At 67.1% G+C, this 13,269-nt stretch carries 14 protein-coding genes; 5 read left to right on the top strand and 9 right to left on the bottom strand.

Annotated elements, in window-relative coordinates; all coding sequences use genetic code 11:
- Positions 1-24 precede the first annotated feature (24 nt).
- Together HMPREF1224_RS28555 and HMPREF1224_RS28560 are read left to right on the top strand one after the other, a co-directional pair.
- Positions 25-297: an HU family DNA-binding protein gene (locus HMPREF1224_RS28555; RefSeq protein WP_003096630.1), complete on the top strand. Its 273-nt coding sequence runs from the start codon at positions 25-27 to the stop codon at positions 295-297.
- Between the two features lie 135 nt (positions 298-432).
- Entirely contained in the window at positions 433-825 is a 393-nt protein-coding gene (locus HMPREF1224_RS28560) for a hypothetical protein (protein ID WP_003096629.1), read from the top strand.
- A 71-nt stretch (positions 826-896) separates the two neighbouring features.
- On the opposite strand, the gene HMPREF1224_RS28565 is transcribed toward HMPREF1224_RS28560, so the two are convergent.
- From HMPREF1224_RS28565 to oxyR, 3 genes are all read right to left on the bottom strand, one after another.
- A complete protein-coding gene (locus HMPREF1224_RS28565) occupies positions 897-2,306 on the bottom strand; it encodes an HDOD domain-containing protein (protein WP_010793639.1) in 1,410 nt (469 codons plus the stop codon).
- Between the two features lie 89 nt (positions 2,307-2,395).
- Positions 2,396-4,471, bottom strand: a complete 2,076-nt coding sequence (gene recG, locus HMPREF1224_RS28570) for an ATP-dependent DNA helicase RecG (RefSeq protein WP_003096624.1) — start codon at positions 4,469-4,471, stop codon at positions 2,396-2,398.
- On the bottom strand, positions 4,468-5,400 hold the full coding sequence (gene oxyR, locus HMPREF1224_RS28575; RefSeq protein ID WP_003096622.1) for an oxidative stress transcriptional regulator OxyR: 933 nt from the start codon (positions 5,398-5,400) through the stop codon (positions 4,468-4,470). The genes recG and oxyR overlap by 4 nt, the downstream gene beginning before the upstream one ends.
- A gap of 137 nt (positions 5,401-5,537) precedes the next feature.
- Here oxyR and HMPREF1224_RS28580 point away from each other — a divergent pair, with 137 nt between their 5' ends.
- The 3 genes from HMPREF1224_RS28580 to HMPREF1224_RS28590 all read left to right on the top strand — a co-directional run bounded on the left by HMPREF1224_RS28580 (position 5,538) and on the right by HMPREF1224_RS28590 (position 7,876).
- Positions 5,538-6,389: an SDR family oxidoreductase gene (locus HMPREF1224_RS28580; RefSeq protein ID WP_003096618.1), complete on the top strand. Its 852-nt coding sequence runs from the start codon at positions 5,538-5,540 to the stop codon at positions 6,387-6,389.
- On the top strand, positions 6,389-7,189 hold the full coding sequence (locus tag HMPREF1224_RS28585; protein WP_003098321.1) for an AraC family transcriptional regulator: 801 nt from the start codon (positions 6,389-6,391) through the stop codon (positions 7,187-7,189). The genes HMPREF1224_RS28580 and HMPREF1224_RS28585 overlap by 1 nt, the downstream gene beginning before the upstream one ends.
- A gap of 66 nt (positions 7,190-7,255) precedes the next feature.
- On the top strand, positions 7,256-7,876 hold the full coding sequence (locus tag HMPREF1224_RS28590) for a LysE family translocator (RefSeq protein WP_003096613.1): 621 nt from the start codon (positions 7,256-7,258) through the stop codon (positions 7,874-7,876).
- Between the two features lie 6 nt (positions 7,877-7,882).
- Here HMPREF1224_RS28590 and HMPREF1224_RS28595 read toward each other — a convergent pair whose 3' ends face one another.
- From HMPREF1224_RS28595 to HMPREF1224_RS28620, 6 genes are all read right to left on the bottom strand, one after another.
- Positions 7,883-8,614, bottom strand: coding sequence for a hypothetical protein (locus HMPREF1224_RS28595; RefSeq protein WP_003096611.1), 732 nt, complete (start codon positions 8,612-8,614; stop codon positions 7,883-7,885).
- Positions 8,615-8,668: 54 nt separating this feature from the next.
- Positions 8,669-9,049, bottom strand: a complete 381-nt coding sequence (locus tag HMPREF1224_RS28600; protein WP_003096609.1) for a RidA family protein — start codon at positions 9,047-9,049, stop codon at positions 8,669-8,671.
- 61 nt (positions 9,050-9,110) lie between these two features.
- Complete coding sequence (gene spoT / locus HMPREF1224_RS28605; protein ID WP_003096603.1) at positions 9,111-11,216, bottom strand: bifunctional GTP diphosphokinase/guanosine-3',5'-bis pyrophosphate 3'-pyrophosphohydrolase; 2,106 nt, start codon at positions 11,214-11,216, stop codon at positions 9,111-9,113.
- Between the two features lie 65 nt (positions 11,217-11,281).
- Positions 11,282-11,548 carry a DNA-directed RNA polymerase subunit omega gene (gene rpoZ / locus HMPREF1224_RS28610; RefSeq protein WP_003096602.1) on the bottom strand — a complete coding sequence of 89 codons (267 nt, stop codon included), beginning with the start codon at positions 11,546-11,548 and terminating at the stop codon, positions 11,282-11,284.
- 88 nt (positions 11,549-11,636) lie between these two features.
- Positions 11,637-12,248: a guanylate kinase gene (gmk, locus tag HMPREF1224_RS28615; RefSeq protein WP_003098317.1), complete on the bottom strand. Its 612-nt coding sequence runs from the start codon at positions 12,246-12,248 to the stop codon at positions 11,637-11,639.
- Between the two features lie 58 nt (positions 12,249-12,306).
- Positions 12,307-13,170, bottom strand: coding sequence for a YicC/YloC family endoribonuclease (locus tag HMPREF1224_RS28620; protein WP_003096599.1), 864 nt, complete (start codon positions 13,168-13,170; stop codon positions 12,307-12,309).
- Between the last annotated feature and the right edge of the window lie 99 nt (positions 13,171-13,269).

The raw sequence follows: 13,269 nt of genomic DNA on the forward strand, positions 1-13,269 counted from the left end.
CAACAAACCGTCAAAGAGGCAACTATGCGTAAACCAGAACTAGCCGCCGCTATCGCCGAAAAGGCCGATCTCACCAAGGAACAGGCCAATCGCGTTCTCAACGCCCTGTTGGATGAAATCACCGGCGCGCTGAACCGCAAGGACAGCGTGACCCTGGTCGGTTTCGGCACCTTCCTGCAACGCCATCGCGGAGCCCGCACGGGGAAGAACCCGCAGACCGGCCAGCCGGTGAAGATCAAGGCCAGCAACACCGTCGCCTTCAAGCCGGGCAAGGCCCTGCGCGACGCGGTCAACTGACCGCCGAGAGCCCGGAGTCAGAGCGGCTCCGGGCTTCGTCGAAGACGCTTCCGCGCTCATCGAAAGGACAGCTGTAGTCCTCCTCGCGAACAGCTACAATGCGCCGCTCATCTCCCCGGATATCGAGGCGCGTGCATGAAATTTCGTCTTCTCCTGTGGATGCTTGGTCGCCTGATGGCCAAGGCCAGCCGCGACAATCCCGCTTTCCAGAAGCAGCTCGAGGGCAAGGACCTGGTGTTCCAGTTGCATACCCTCGACGGCAAGGTGGCGCGCCACTACCTGGTCAGGGACCTGCGCGTCAGCAGCAAGCGCGGTACCCATCCGCAACCGGCTTTTTCCCTGGGGTTCAAGGACGGAGCCTACGGTTTCGCCGCGATGACTTCGAAGAACCCGCAGTTGGCCTTCATGCAGGGCATCCAGAACAAGGACATCCAGATACAGGGCAATCCGGCGCTGGTGATCTGGTTCCAGGGTCTGGTGAAGTACCTCAAGCCGAAGAAGAAGGCTCCGGAGAAGAAAGCCGCCTGAGGGCGGCTTTCGATCTCATCCGGGCTGCGGCCGCAGCCTTTCGGTAGTGCGTTTCGCAGCGGACTACCCGGTCACCCCGGCAAGCGATTGAACTGGGCCGCCAGTTCGCGCAGGGCCGCTTCCGCTTCCAGCACCTTTTTCACGGCGTCCCCGGCCTTCTCCGGGGTGATCCCCAGGCGCTCGTACAATGCCGCCGGAATCGCTTGCTGCGGGCCATCGCCGATGCCGCTGTTGCGCAGCAACCGGTTGGTCAGGCAGATCAGGTTGGCGTAGACCGCGTTCGGCCCGGTGTAGCTGGGGTCCTGCTGGAAGCGCAGGGCGCAATAGAGGTCGTCAGGCATGTCCCAGACGCGCATCAGCCAGGCGCCGATCTGCTCGCGGGTGATCCCCAGCAGGTGCTGTTCGATATAGGCATGGCCGAGGTGCGGGTTGACCTCCAGGTGCCGGCAGATCAGCGAGAAATGCGGCGGGAAGACATGCGCCAGGACCAGGTAGCCGAAATTGTGCAGCAGGCCGCCCAGGTAGCTCAGGCCGGACTCCGGGCGCAGCTCGCGCGGCATGGCGCGGGTCAGGCCCTCGATCACCGCTGCGGTGTAGATCGCTTGCTGCCAGTAGGGCGTGGCCTGCTGTGGCTGGTCCTTGGGCAGGCTCAGGCTCTTGCCCAGGGCGAGGCCGAGGGCCAGGTTGATCACCAGGTCGAAACCGAGGACGCGGACGATCGCGTCTTCCACCGAGCGGATCTTGCCCGGAGCGGCGTAGTAGGGCGAGGCCGCCCAACTGACCACCTGGGCGGCGAGCGCCGGATCGGTTTCCACCAGACCGGTGATGTCGTCGACGCTGGCGTTGGGGTCGACCCGCAGCTTGATGATCTTCTGCGCCGTCTGCGGCAGCGGTGGAATCTCGATGGTCTGCTCCAGGCGCTGCTGGATGCGCCGGGCGGTGAAGGCCTGCACGGCCTGGCTGATTTCCGCGCGGTCGTCGTCCGGGCGGTCAAGGTTCAGGTTGATGTTTTCCAGCGGTTCGCCGAAGCGCGCGGCGCTGGTCTTGCCCAGCAGGCCGCGGAAGTCGTTGCTGGCGATCTCCAGGAGGATGCCGGGCTGGCCGGACTCGATCAGCAGGCGCGGTTCCTGCAACAGGCGCTCGTCGTACAGGCAGGGCGAACTGGTCAGGGGCGGCAACGCCGGCAGGCGGTGCAACTCGTGCTTGCCGAGCATTCGTTCCAGGCGCTCGGGCTTGATCGCCAGCAGCTTGCGGCCGGTCAGTTCGGTGAGCCGGGCGAGGTCCAGCAACTGGCTCTGCGGGAACAGCACCAGCAGGGTGCCGACGGCGTCGTCCAGCAGCACCGCCTGGACTCGGCGGGCGGCAGGCAGCTCCGCGCTGTCGCTGACCTCGCGGCAGGCGATGCCTAGCTTGGCGAGCAGCTGGAGGATGACCTGGGGGGCGTGCGGAGCATCGGCGGAGGCCAGGGCGGCTTCTGTCATGACGAGACCATGCGAGCTGGATTTTCCCTCAGTATAACCAGAGCTGCTTCAAGACTGAGACCTACGCCGGTCAGCGAGAGCGAAATAGATCACACTTGACCGTATTGCTGGCCGTGGCGCAACCACCGTTCGAGCAGCGGGCTGACATGCTGCGGCCAGTGCGCCAGGAGGGATTGGGCGGCATCGCGGACCGCCGGCAGCAGGTCTGCGTCGCGCATCAGGTCGGCGACCTTGAATTGCAGCAGGCCGGTTTGGCGGGTGCCGAGCATTTCGCCGGGGCCGCGCAATTCCAGGTCCTTCTCGGCGATGACGAAGCCGTCGCTGGTTTCGCGCATGATGCCCAGCCGCTCGCGGCCGATCTGCGACAGCGGTGGGTGGTAGAGCAGCACGCAGTGGCTGGCGGCGCTGCCCCGGCCAACCCGGCCGCGCAACTGGTGCAGTTGGGCCAGGCCAAGGCGCTCGGGGTTCTCGATGATCATCAGGCTGGCGTTGGGCACGTCGACGCCGACCTCGATCACCGTGGTCGCCACCAGCAGTTGCAACATGCCTTCCTTGAAGGCTTCCATCACCACGGCCTTGTCCGCCGGCTTCATGCGCCCGTGGATCAGGCCGACGCGCAGTTCGCCCAGCGCCGAGGAAAGCTCTTCGTAGGTGGTCTCGGCGGCCTGGCAGGTAAGCTCCTCGGACTCTTCGATCAGGGTGCACACCCAGTAGGCCTGGCGCCCTTCGCGGCAAGCCGCGCGGACTCGCTCGATCACCTCGATACGGCGGCTGTCGGCCACCAGCACGGTATTCACCGGGGTACGCCCGGGCGGCAGCTCGTCTAGGATCGAGGTGTCGAGGTCGGCATAGGCGCTCATCGCCAGGGTCCGCGGGATCGGCGTGGCGGTCATGATCAACTGGTGTGGGCAGAGCCTGCCGTCCACGCCCTTCTGGCGCAGGGCCAGGCGCTGCTGCACGCCGAAGCGGTGCTGTTCGTCGATGATCGCCAGTGCAAGGCGCTTGAATTTCACTTCATCCTGGAACAGCGCGTGGGTGCCGACCACCATCGGCGCGCCGTCGCCGATGCGTTCCAGTGCCGCCGCGCGGGCCTTGCCCTTGAGCTTGCCGGCCAGCCAGGCGACTTCGATGTCCAGCGGCTGGAGCCACTTGCTGAAGTTGAGGAAATGCTGCTCGGCGAGGATCTCGGTCGGCGCCATCAGCGCCACCTGGTAACCGGCCTCTATGGCTTGCAGGGCGGCGAGGGCGGCGACCACGGTCTTGCCGGCGCCGACGTCGCCTTGCACCAGGCGCAGCATCGGTTCGTCCTGGGCCAGGTCGTAGGCGATCTCCGCGCCGACCCGACGTTGCGCGCCGGTCGGCTGGAAGCCGAGGTTGGCAAGGAAGCGTTTCGGCAAGCGGCTGGCCGCCGGCAAGCGCGGCGCTGCCTGCGAACGCACGGCTTCGCGCAGGCGCTGCAGGGATAACTGATGGGTCAGCAGTTCTTCGAAGGCCAGGCGCAACTGCGCCCAGTGCCGGCCTTCGGCCAGTTCCTCGATGTCGGCATCCGGCGGCGGCCGGTGCAGGTAGCGGATCGCCTGGTCGAGCGGGCCAAGTTGGTAATCGCGGGCCAGTTCCGCCGGCAGCCAGTCGGGCAGGCTGCTGGGGCCGAGCATGGCCAGGGCCTGTTGGCTCAACTGGCGCAGGCGCTGCTGGGTGAGGCCCTCGGTAGTCGGGTAGATCGGCGTCAGGGTCTGCTCCACCGGAATCGGCTCGTCGCCGTTCAGCGCGCGGTATTCCGGATGGTAGATCTCCAGGCCCGAGGCACCCGGCCGGACTTCGCCGTAGCAGCGCAGGTGGGTGCCGCGCTTGAGACCGTCCTTCTGCGCCTGGCTGAAATGGTAGAAGCGCAGGCTCAGGGTGCCGCTGCCGTCCTGCAGGCGCACCAGCAGGCTGCGGCGGCGCCCCATCACCACGTCGGCGCCGGCCACCACGCCCTCGACCACCGCGTCGGCCCCTGGCCGCAGGGCGCCGATGGCGGTGACGCGGGTACGGTCCTGGTAGCGCAGGGGCAGGTGGAACAGGATGTCCTGCAGGGTTTCCAGGCCTACCCGAGCGAGCTTCTCCGCCAGCGCGGCGCCTACGCCCTTTAGCGCGGTGACCGGGACCCTGGACAGCTCGGTCATGCTATTTGCGGTTGTTCCTGGGTTTGCGGACGGGCCACCGAGCACAGGCGGATCGAGTCGGCCAGCACTTCGATGGCGCGTGGACGCGGGAAGCTGGCGCGCCAGGCGATGGCAACGGTACGGAACGGCACCGGCGCGCTGAACGGGCGCACTTCGATGACGCCCGGCGCGTAGTGGTGGCTGTCCACCGCGGAGAACGGCAGCACCGAGACGCCCAGTCCGGAGGCGACCATGTGGCGGATGGTCTCCAGCGACGAGGACTCCACCGTGGTGTGCTTGTTCTCGTCGCCCTTGCGCACGGTCGGGCAGGCTTCCAGCACCTGGTCGCGGAAGCAGTGGCCTTCGCCGAGCAGGAGCAGGCTCTTGTCGTTGAGCAGCTCGGAATCGATGCTGGCCTTGGCGGTCCAGGGATGGTCGGCCGGCATCAGCACATAGAAGGGCTCGTCGAACAGCGGCTTGGTCAGGACGTCGGCTTCCTGGAACGGCAGGGCGATGATGATCGCGTCGAGTTCGCCGGTACGCAGCTTGTCGCGGAGGATATGGGTGAAGTTCTCCTCGATGTACAGCGGCATCTGCGGCGCGACCCGGTGCAGCTGGGGAATCAGGTGCGGGAACAGGTAGGGACCGATGGTGTAGATGGCGCCGACCTTCAGCGGCGCGGCCAACTGGTTCTTGCCGGCCTGGGCCAGCTCGCGGATGCCCTGGGCCTGTTCGAGGACCTTCTGCGCCTGGGCGACGATGCCTTCGCCCACTGGCGTCAGGCGCACGGCGCTCTTGCTGCGCTCGAAGATCAGCACCCCCAGCTCGTCCTCGAGCTTCTTCACGCCGACCGAGAGGGTCGGTTGGCTGACGTGGCAACGCTCGGCGGCGCGGCCGAAGTGTTGTTCCTGGGCGAGGGTGACGATGTAGCGCAGTTCGGTGAGGGTCATGGCTGCTCATCCGTTAAGATCGGCCAAGCATAGCGGCTGCACCGCCGCGAACCAACCTCCGGGGGCATGATCGGGCGTGCATTGCAGACGATTCGACGCCTACACTGCCCGCCTTGTTGTAGGAAGGAGACGGCTTCATGTCGCAAACAGTGATGATCGCCGGCTGCGGCGATGTCGGCGGGCGCCTCGGCGAGGCGCTGCTGGCCGATGGCTGGCGGGTCCATGGCCTGCGTCGCTCGGTGGACGCCTTGCCGCAGGGGATCCTGCCGGTGGCTGGCGATCTGCAGGCTCCGGAGTGTCCCGCGCAGTGGCCGAGCGAGCCGCTCGACTACCTGGTGTACAGCGCCGCCGCCAGTCAGCACGACGAGGCTGGCTACCGTGCCGCCTACGTCGACGGCCTGCGCCATGTGCTGGGCTGGTTGCAGGCCCACGGCCAGCGGCCCAGGCGCCTGCTGTTCGTCTCCAGCACCGGGGTCTACGCGCAGACCGATGGCGGCTGGATCGACGAGGAGTCGCCGGCGCTTTCCCAGGCCTATTCCGGACGGATCATGCTCGACGCCGAGCAGGTCGCGCTGGACAGCGGGATACCGGCTACCCGCGTGCGCCTGGCCGGCATCTACGGTCCGGGGCGGGAGTGGCTGCTCAACCAGGTGCGCCAGGGGTACCGGGTGGTCAGCGAGCCGCCCCTGTATGCCAACCGGATCCACGCCGACGATGCGGCCGGGCTGCTGGCCTTCCTGTTGCGCGCCGATGCCGGCGGCCAGGCGCTGGAGGACTGCTACATCGGTGTCGACGACGCGCCCGTGGCGATGCACGAGGTGGTCGACTACCTGCGCCAGCGCCTGGGCGTCAGCCAATGGGCCGACGAACATTCGGTACGCCGCGCCGGCAGCAAGCGTTGCAGCAATCGCCGCGCCCGGGCGCTCGGCTGGGTGCCGCGCTATCCCAGCTACCGCGAGGGCTACGCGGCGGTACTCGGGGACGCCTGATGGCTGCCAACCGGTTGTTGGCGCGTCCCTGGCTGCCTGGCGTGGAGCTGTTCCATGCGGACTTCTCCGGCCAGGCGTTCGGCCGCCACAGCCATTCGGCCTTCGCCATCGGCTCGATCCTCCACGGCGTCGGCGGCTACCAGTGCCGCGGGCGGCGCCATGCGCTGCCGGCCGGCACCCTGTCGCTGATGAACCCGGAAGAGCCACATACCGGGCACGCCGAATCCGAGCGGCTGGTCTACCGGATGCTCTATGTCGAGGAAACGCGCCTGCTCGGCCTGCTCGGCCGCAAACAGTTGCCGCGCGGCTTCGGCGAACTGAACCCGGCCGACGACGGCAGCGTGGCGGCTGGCCTGGAGTGGCTGGCCGAGGATTTCCAGCGCAGCGACGCATTGGGGTTGGAAAGCCGCCTGCTGGCCTTGCTCGAACAGGTCTTCGTGCGTCACGGCGGCTTGCGCCCGGCGGCCGCGGCGCCCCGCGACGGCGGAACCACCGCACGCCTGCGCGATTACCTGGAAGCGCATGCCACCGAGGCGCTCGGTCTGGACCAACTGGCGCAGTTGCTGCAGCGCCACCCGCGCCACCTGATCGAGGCTTTCCGGCGTGCCTACGGCGTACCGCCGCATACCTACCAACTGCAATGCCGGGTGCGCCAGGCCAAGCGCCTGTTGCTGGAAGAACGGCCGCTGGCGGAACTCGCCCAGCACCTCGGCTTCTACGACCAGGCGCACTTCTCCACGACCTTCCGGCGTTTCACCGGGGTCACTCCGGGGCAGTTCCGGCGCAGCGCCAAGACCTGAGTTTTTTCCAATACGGCGCCCGCCGCGCTGCACAGACTGGAGGCCTTCGCGTTTCGAGGGGCCTTCATGTTCGCCGCGTTCGTCCTTGTCGCCAGTACCCATTTCGCTGCCCTGCTGTCGCCGGGGCCGGACTTCTTCCTGTTGGTGCGCGCCGCCCTGCTGCGCGGCCGGCGCCAGGCCGACGGGGTGGCCGCCGGCATCGCCCTGGCCAACCTCCTGAGCATGCTGCTGGTGCTCGGCCTGCTGGCCAGCGTGCCGGACTCGGCGCACAGCGCCTTGCGCTGGCTGCAGGCGCTCGGCGGACTGTACTTCCTCTGGCTGGCGGGCCAGGCGCTGCTTGCGCAGAGGCGACTGGAAATGCCGGCGCAGCGCGACGTCCCGTCCCGCGGCGGCTATCTGCGCGGGCTGCGCGACGGCCTGCTGGCGAGCAGCCTGAATCCCAAGCTGCCGATCTTCTATGCGGGGCTGTTCGGCGTGCTGGCGCGCTTCAGCCTGCCGGGCTGGGCGCTGGCCCTGTGCCTGGCGTGGATGAGCCTGGCGGTGCTGTGCTGGGACATGGCGCTGGTGCGCCTGCTGGACAGGCCGCGCTGGCGCGGCTGGTTGCAACGGCGGGTAGGTGCGCTGGACCGGCTGTGCGGCGTCCTGCTGCTGGCGCTGGGCGGCTGGCTGGTGCTGGCCGCCCTCTGAGAGGCCTCAGCGCTCCAGCAGCCAGACGCGCTTGCCGGGCACGTAGCTGGGCATCTCGTTGGCGCCGGCGGTATTGACCGCTTCGAACAGTTGCAGCTCGTCGTCGTCGAGGCTGAACAGCAATTCGCGGCCGCGGTTGCCTTGTTGCAGCCAGATGCTGTCGTTGTCGCCGCTCATCGCTGCGCAATCGCCGGCCAGGCACAGCGCGTAGCGTTCGGCGCCGGGCAGACCGCTGACCAGGCCATTGGCCTGGAACTCGACCTTGCCGCCCTGGCCCTGGCCTTCGCGGATCTTCCAGCTGCCCTTCAGATAGCTGCCATACAAGGCCCGCTCGAAACCGCTGCCGGCAGGGCTGTTGGCCGCGGGTTGCGGGTCGAGACGGCGGAAACGCTGTTCCGGGCCGTTGGCGCTGGCCTGCTGGATCAGCTCCTTGCCGTCCAGTTCGAGACTCTCCTGGTTGTCGTCGCCATAGAAGGCAACCTTCCAGTGCTCGTCATCGCTCTTGCTCAGGGTCCCTTCGCCCAGTTCGAAGCCGTTGCTGAAGGTGGCTTCGCCTGCCTTGCTGTCGAGCTTCCATTCCAGGTTCGGGCCATAGGCGAGCAGGGCCTCGCGCAGCTTGCCGTCCTTGCTCGCGGCGTCGATCGCGGCCTGGTTGATCCAGGTGCCGGACGGATCGGCCGTGCCGGCGCAGCCGGCCAGCAGGGTGGCGGCTGCGGCGAGGAAAATCACGCGGCGCATCGTGCTACTCCATGCAGAGCGACGGGGCCTTGGGCCCCGTCGCGAACATCCGGCTTATTCGAGGACGACGATGGCGTCCATTTCCACCTGTGCGCCCTTCGGCAGGGCGGCTACGCCGATAGCGGCGCGCGCCGGGTAGGGCTGGGTGAAGTAGCGGCCCATGATCTCGTTGACCTTGGCGAAGTGCGACAGGTCGGTGAGGAAGATGTTCAGCTTGGCGACGTCGTGCAGGTAGCCGCCGGAAGCCTCGATCACCGCCTTGAGGTTCTCGAACACCTGGACGGTCTGCTCCTCGAAGCCTTCCACCAGTTCCATGGTCTTCGGGTCCAGCGGGATCTGCCCGGACACGTAGACGGTATTGCCGGCCTTGATGGCCTGGGAGTAGGTGCCGATGGCGGCCGGGGCGTTGTCGGTGTGGATAACGGTCTTGGTCATGGGAACTCCTTGCTGAAATCGAGTGGGCGCGGGGGCGCCGGATGACACAGGAAAAAGCGGGTCAGCTACGCAGGCGGGTGATCCGGATCACTCCCTTGAGGGCGCGCAGCTTCTTGATGACGCGGGCCAGGTGGACGCGATCGTGCACGCTGACGACCAGCTGGACCACGCTGATGCGGCCGTCGCGCTCGTCCATGCTGATCTTCTCGATGTTGCCGTCGGCCGCGTTGACGCTGGTGGCGAGCAGGGCGATCAGGCCACGCTGGTGCTCCAGCTCGACGCGCAGTTCGACATTGAATTCGCCGGTGACATCCTTGGCCCAGCTGAGCTGGATGCATTTTTCCGGGTTGTGGCGTACTTCGCTGATGTTCTTGCAGCTTTCCAGGTGCACCACCATGCCCTTGCCGGCGGACAGGTGGCCAACGATCGGGTCGCCGGGAATCGGCGTGCAGCACTTGGCGTAGCTCAGGACCAGGCCTTCGGTACCGCGGATCGCCAGCGGACCCTCGGCGCTTGGCGCTTCCTCGCCCTCGCTGGACAGCAGGCGGCGGGCGACCACGTAGGCCATGCGGTTGCCCAGGCCGATCTCTTCCAGCAGGTCCTCGAAGACTTCCATGCGGTACTCGGCGAGCACGGCCTGGATGCGTTCCTGGGGAATCTTCTCGAGGTGGCTGTCGAAGCCGGTAAGGGTCTTGTTCAGCAGGCGCTCGCCGAGGTTGATCGACTCGGAGCGGCGTTGCAGCTTGAGCGCATGGCGGATATGGGTGCGCGCCTTGCCGGTGACCACGAAGCTCAGCCAGGCCGGGTTCGGCCGGGCGCCCGGGGCGGTGACGATTTCCACCGTCTGGCCGCTCTGCAACGGCTCGGAGAGCGGCGCCAGGCGACGGTTGATGCGGCAGGCGATGCAACTGTTGCCGACGTCGGTGTGCACCGCGTAGGCGAAGTCGACCGCGGTGGAACCCTTGGGCAGTTCCATGATGCGGCCCTTGGGCGTGAACACGTAGACCTCGTCCGGGAACAGGTCGATCTTCACGTTCTCGATGAATTCCAGCGAGTTGCCGGCGCGCTGCTGCAGTTCCAGCACGCCCTTCACCCATTGCCGGGCGCGGGCATGGGTGCCCTTGGGCGTCTCGTCGTTGGACTTGTACAGCCAGTGCGCGGCGATCCCGTGGTTGGCCATCTCTTCCATCTCGCGGGTACGGATCTGGATCTCGATGGGCACCCCGTGCATGCCGAACAGGGTGGTATGCAGCGACTGGTAGCCGTTGGCCTTGGGAATCGCGATGTAGTCCTTGAAGCGTCCGGGGAACGGCTTGTACAGGCTGTGCACGGCGCCCAGCACGCGATAGCAGGTATCGACCTTGTCGACGATGATGCGGAAGGCGTAGACGTCCATGATCTCGTTGAACGCCTTACGCTTGCCGCGCATCTTCTGGTAGATGCTGTAGAGGTGCTTCTCGCGGCCGATCACCTGGCCTTCCATGCCTTCGCGGGCGAGGCAGTTGACCAGCGACTCCTGGATCTTGCCGACGATCTCGCGGCGGTTGCCGCGGGCCTTCTTCACCGCCTGGCGGATGCGCTCGGCGCGCATCGGGTGCATGGCCTTGAAACCTAGGTCCTCGAACTCCACGCGCATGGTGTGCATGCCCAGGCGGTTAGCGATGGGCGCGTAGATTTCCAGGGTTTCCTTGGCGATGCGCCGGCGCTTTTCGCCGGACAGCACCTCGAGGGTGCGCATGTTGTGCAGGCGGTCGGCCAGCTTGACCAGGATCACGCGGATGTCGCGGGCCATGGCCATGGCCATCTTCTGGAAGTTCTCGGCCTGGGCCTCGGCCTTGGTCTCGAAGTTCATCTGGGTCAGCTTGCTGACCCCGTCGACCAGTTCCGAAACCGTCTCGCCGAACTGCGCGGTGAGCGCTTCCTTGGCGATGCCGGTGTCCTCGATCACGTCGTGCAGCATCGCGGCCATCAGGCTCTGATGGTCCATGTGCATGTCGGCGAGGATGTTGGAGACCGCCAGCGGGTGGGTCACGTACGGTTCGCCGCTGCGGCGGCGTTGCCCGTCGTGGGCCTGCTCGGCGTAGTAGTAGGCGCGGCGGACCAGGTTGACCTGGTCCGGCCCGAGGTAGCTCGACAGTCTGTCGGCGAAGGCGTCTATGCCCGGCAAGGGTTCACCCCCTGCCCGTAGGCGGGTTGCGGCGCTCGCAGGCGACGTCGAGCCGAGGCCATGGCTTACAGGGCCTCGGTGTTGGCCTCGTCGTCGAACGCTGCGAACAGCGGTTCGTCCTCGACGATGTCTTCCTGCTGGACGACGTTCTCATCGACCAGGCCGGAAGCGATCTCGCGCAGGGCGACGACGGTCGGCTTGTCGTTTTCCCAGGCCACTTTCGGCTCCTTGCCGCCGGTAGCCAGCTGACGGGCGCGCTTGGTGGCGAGCATGACCAGCTCGAAACGGTTATCGACGTTGTCCAGGCAGTCTTCAACGGTGACGCGGGCCATGGTGTTCCTCGTAACGAAAAGTGAGCCCGACGTTTGCCGGGCGGACTGAATAGTCTAAAAAATCGCCAATCTTTATGGAAGAGCCGATTTAGGCGAGCAGACGACCGAGCAGTTCGGCGTGGCGTTGCTGCTGGGCGTCCTGGCGCAACTGGCGGGCGCGGAAGATCGCCTTGAGGTCGTCCAGGGCGTGGGCGAAATCGTCGTTGATCACCAGGTGATCGTACTCCACGTAGTGGCTCATTTCGCTGACGGCTTCGCGCATGCGCCGCTCGATCACCTCGTCGCTGTCCTGGCCGCGGTTGGTCAGGCGCTGGCGCAGGGCTTCCTGGCTCGGCGGGAGGATGAAGATCGATTGGGCCTCGGGCATCAGCCGGCGCACCTGCTGGGCGCCCTGCCAGTCGATCTCGAGGATCAGGTCGAGGCCTTCGGCGAGGGTTTTCTCGACCCAGCGCTGCGAGGTGCCGTAGAGGTTGCCGAAGACTTCGGCGTGCTCGAGGAACTCGTTGCGTTCGAGCATGGCGAGGAATTCCTCGCGGCTGGTGAAGTGGTAGTTGACCCCGTCCACCTCGCCCGGACGCATGCCGCGGGTGGTATGGGAGACGGACACGCGGACCTCGGGGGCGGCGTCGAGCAGGGCCTTCACCAGGCTGGTCTTGCCGGCGCCGGAGGGAGCGGAAACGATGTACAGGGTGCCGGACATGAGGTGTTCCTGGTGCTTCGTACGGGTTGGAAAGAGATCGGGCGGAGGCGCCCGCCGGTCATTCGATGTTCTGGACCTGCTCGCGCATCTGCTCGATCAGGACCTTGAGGTTGACCGCCGCCTGGGTCGAGCGCGGGTCGAACGCCTTGGAGCCTAGAGTGTTGGCTTCCCGGTTGAGTTCCTGCATCAGGAAGTCCAGGCGCCGACCGGCGGCGCCGCCGGCCTTGAGGACCCGGCGGACCTCGCCGACGTGGGTGGCGAGGCGGTCCAGTTCCTCGGCGACATCGCTCTTCTGCGCCAGCAGGACCAGTTCCTGCTCCAGGCGCTGCGGATCGAGTTCGGCCTTGAGTTCGGCGAAGCGGTCGAGGATCTTCTGCCGCTGGTTGGCCAGCATGGTTGGCACCAGTTCGCGCAGGTTGCCGACTTCCACCAGCATCGCGTCGAGCCGATCGTTGAGCAGCTTCGCCAGCTCCTGGCCTTCGCGCGAGCGGCCGGCCTTGAGTTGCTCCAGGGCCTGGCCGAAGGCTTCCAGGGCGGCGGCGTTGAGCGCCTGCGGATCGGCCGAGTCGGCCACCAGTACGCCGGGCCAGGCCAGCACGGCGAGCGGATCGAGAGGCGCCGGCTGGCGGATCAGGGCGGCTACGCCTTCGGCGGCGGCGACCAGTTGGCGGGCGCGCTCCTGGTCGACCTGCAGGCTCTTGCCGGCGGTTTCCTCGGCGAAGCGCAGGGTGCATTCCACCTTGCCACGCGACAGGCCCTGGCGCAGCGCCTCGCGCACCGCGCCTTCGAGGTCGCGGAAGGCGTCGGGCAGGCGCAGGTGGGGCTCCAGGTAACGGTGGTTGACCGAGCGCAGCTCCCAGCTCAGGGTGCCGTGGGTACCGGCCTGCTCGACGCGGGCGAAGGCGGTCATGCTGTGCACCATGGGTCTACCTCGATAGTCGTGTGGGGAGTGCGTTCGGCGCCGGACGCGCGCGGCTGCCGTGATTCGAGCCGGGCATTGTAACCCACGTCCGGCGGGGCC

Source organism: Pseudomonas sp. P179 (assembly GCF_000478485.2).
Classification (GTDB): Bacteria; Pseudomonadota; Gammaproteobacteria; order Pseudomonadales; family Pseudomonadaceae; genus Pseudomonas; species Pseudomonas aeruginosa.

What these genes read in the sequence shown, in the direction of transcription:
- HMPREF1224_RS28600 (WP_003096609.1), bottom strand. Translation starts at nt 9,049, where the DNA reads ATGACCAAGACCGTTATCCACACCGACAACGCCCCGGCCGCCATCGGC.
- HMPREF1224_RS28590 (WP_003096613.1), top strand. Translation starts at nt 7,256, where the DNA reads ATGTTCGCCGCGTTCGTCCTTGTCGCCAGTACCCATTTCGCTGCCCTG.
- HMPREF1224_RS28595 (WP_003096611.1), bottom strand. Translation starts at nt 8,614, where the DNA reads ATGCGCCGCGTGATTTTCCTCGCCGCAGCCGCCACCCTGCTGGCCGGC.
- HMPREF1224_RS28580 (WP_003096618.1), top strand. Translation starts at nt 5,538, where the DNA reads ATGTCGCAAACAGTGATGATCGCCGGCTGCGGCGATGTCGGCGGGCGC.
- recG (WP_003096624.1), bottom strand. Translation starts at nt 4,471, where the DNA reads ATGACCGAGCTGTCCAGGGTCCCGGTCACCGCGCTAAAGGGCGTAGGC.
- HMPREF1224_RS28555 (WP_003096630.1), top strand. Translation starts at nt 25, where the DNA reads ATGCGTAAACCAGAACTAGCCGCCGCTATCGCCGAAAAGGCCGATCTC.
- HMPREF1224_RS28560 (WP_003096629.1), top strand. Translation starts at nt 433, where the DNA reads ATGAAATTTCGTCTTCTCCTGTGGATGCTTGGTCGCCTGATGGCCAAG.
- rpoZ (WP_003096602.1), bottom strand. Translation starts at nt 11,548, where the DNA reads ATGGCCCGCGTCACCGTTGAAGACTGCCTGGACAACGTCGATAACCGT.
- HMPREF1224_RS28565 (WP_010793639.1), bottom strand. Translation starts at nt 2,306, where the DNA reads ATGACAGAAGCCGCCCTGGCCTCCGCCGATGCTCCGCACGCCCCCCAG.
- HMPREF1224_RS28585 (WP_003098321.1), top strand. Translation starts at nt 6,389, where the DNA reads ATGGCTGCCAACCGGTTGTTGGCGCGTCCCTGGCTGCCTGGCGTGGAG.
- oxyR (WP_003096622.1), bottom strand. Translation starts at nt 5,400, where the DNA reads ATGACCCTCACCGAACTGCGCTACATCGTCACCCTCGCCCAGGAACAA.
- gmk (WP_003098317.1), bottom strand. Translation starts at nt 12,248, where the DNA reads ATGTCCGGCACCCTGTACATCGTTTCCGCTCCCTCCGGCGCCGGCAAG.
- HMPREF1224_RS28620 (WP_003096599.1), bottom strand. Translation starts at nt 13,170, where the DNA reads ATGGTGCACAGCATGACCGCCTTCGCCCGCGTCGAGCAGGCCGGTACC.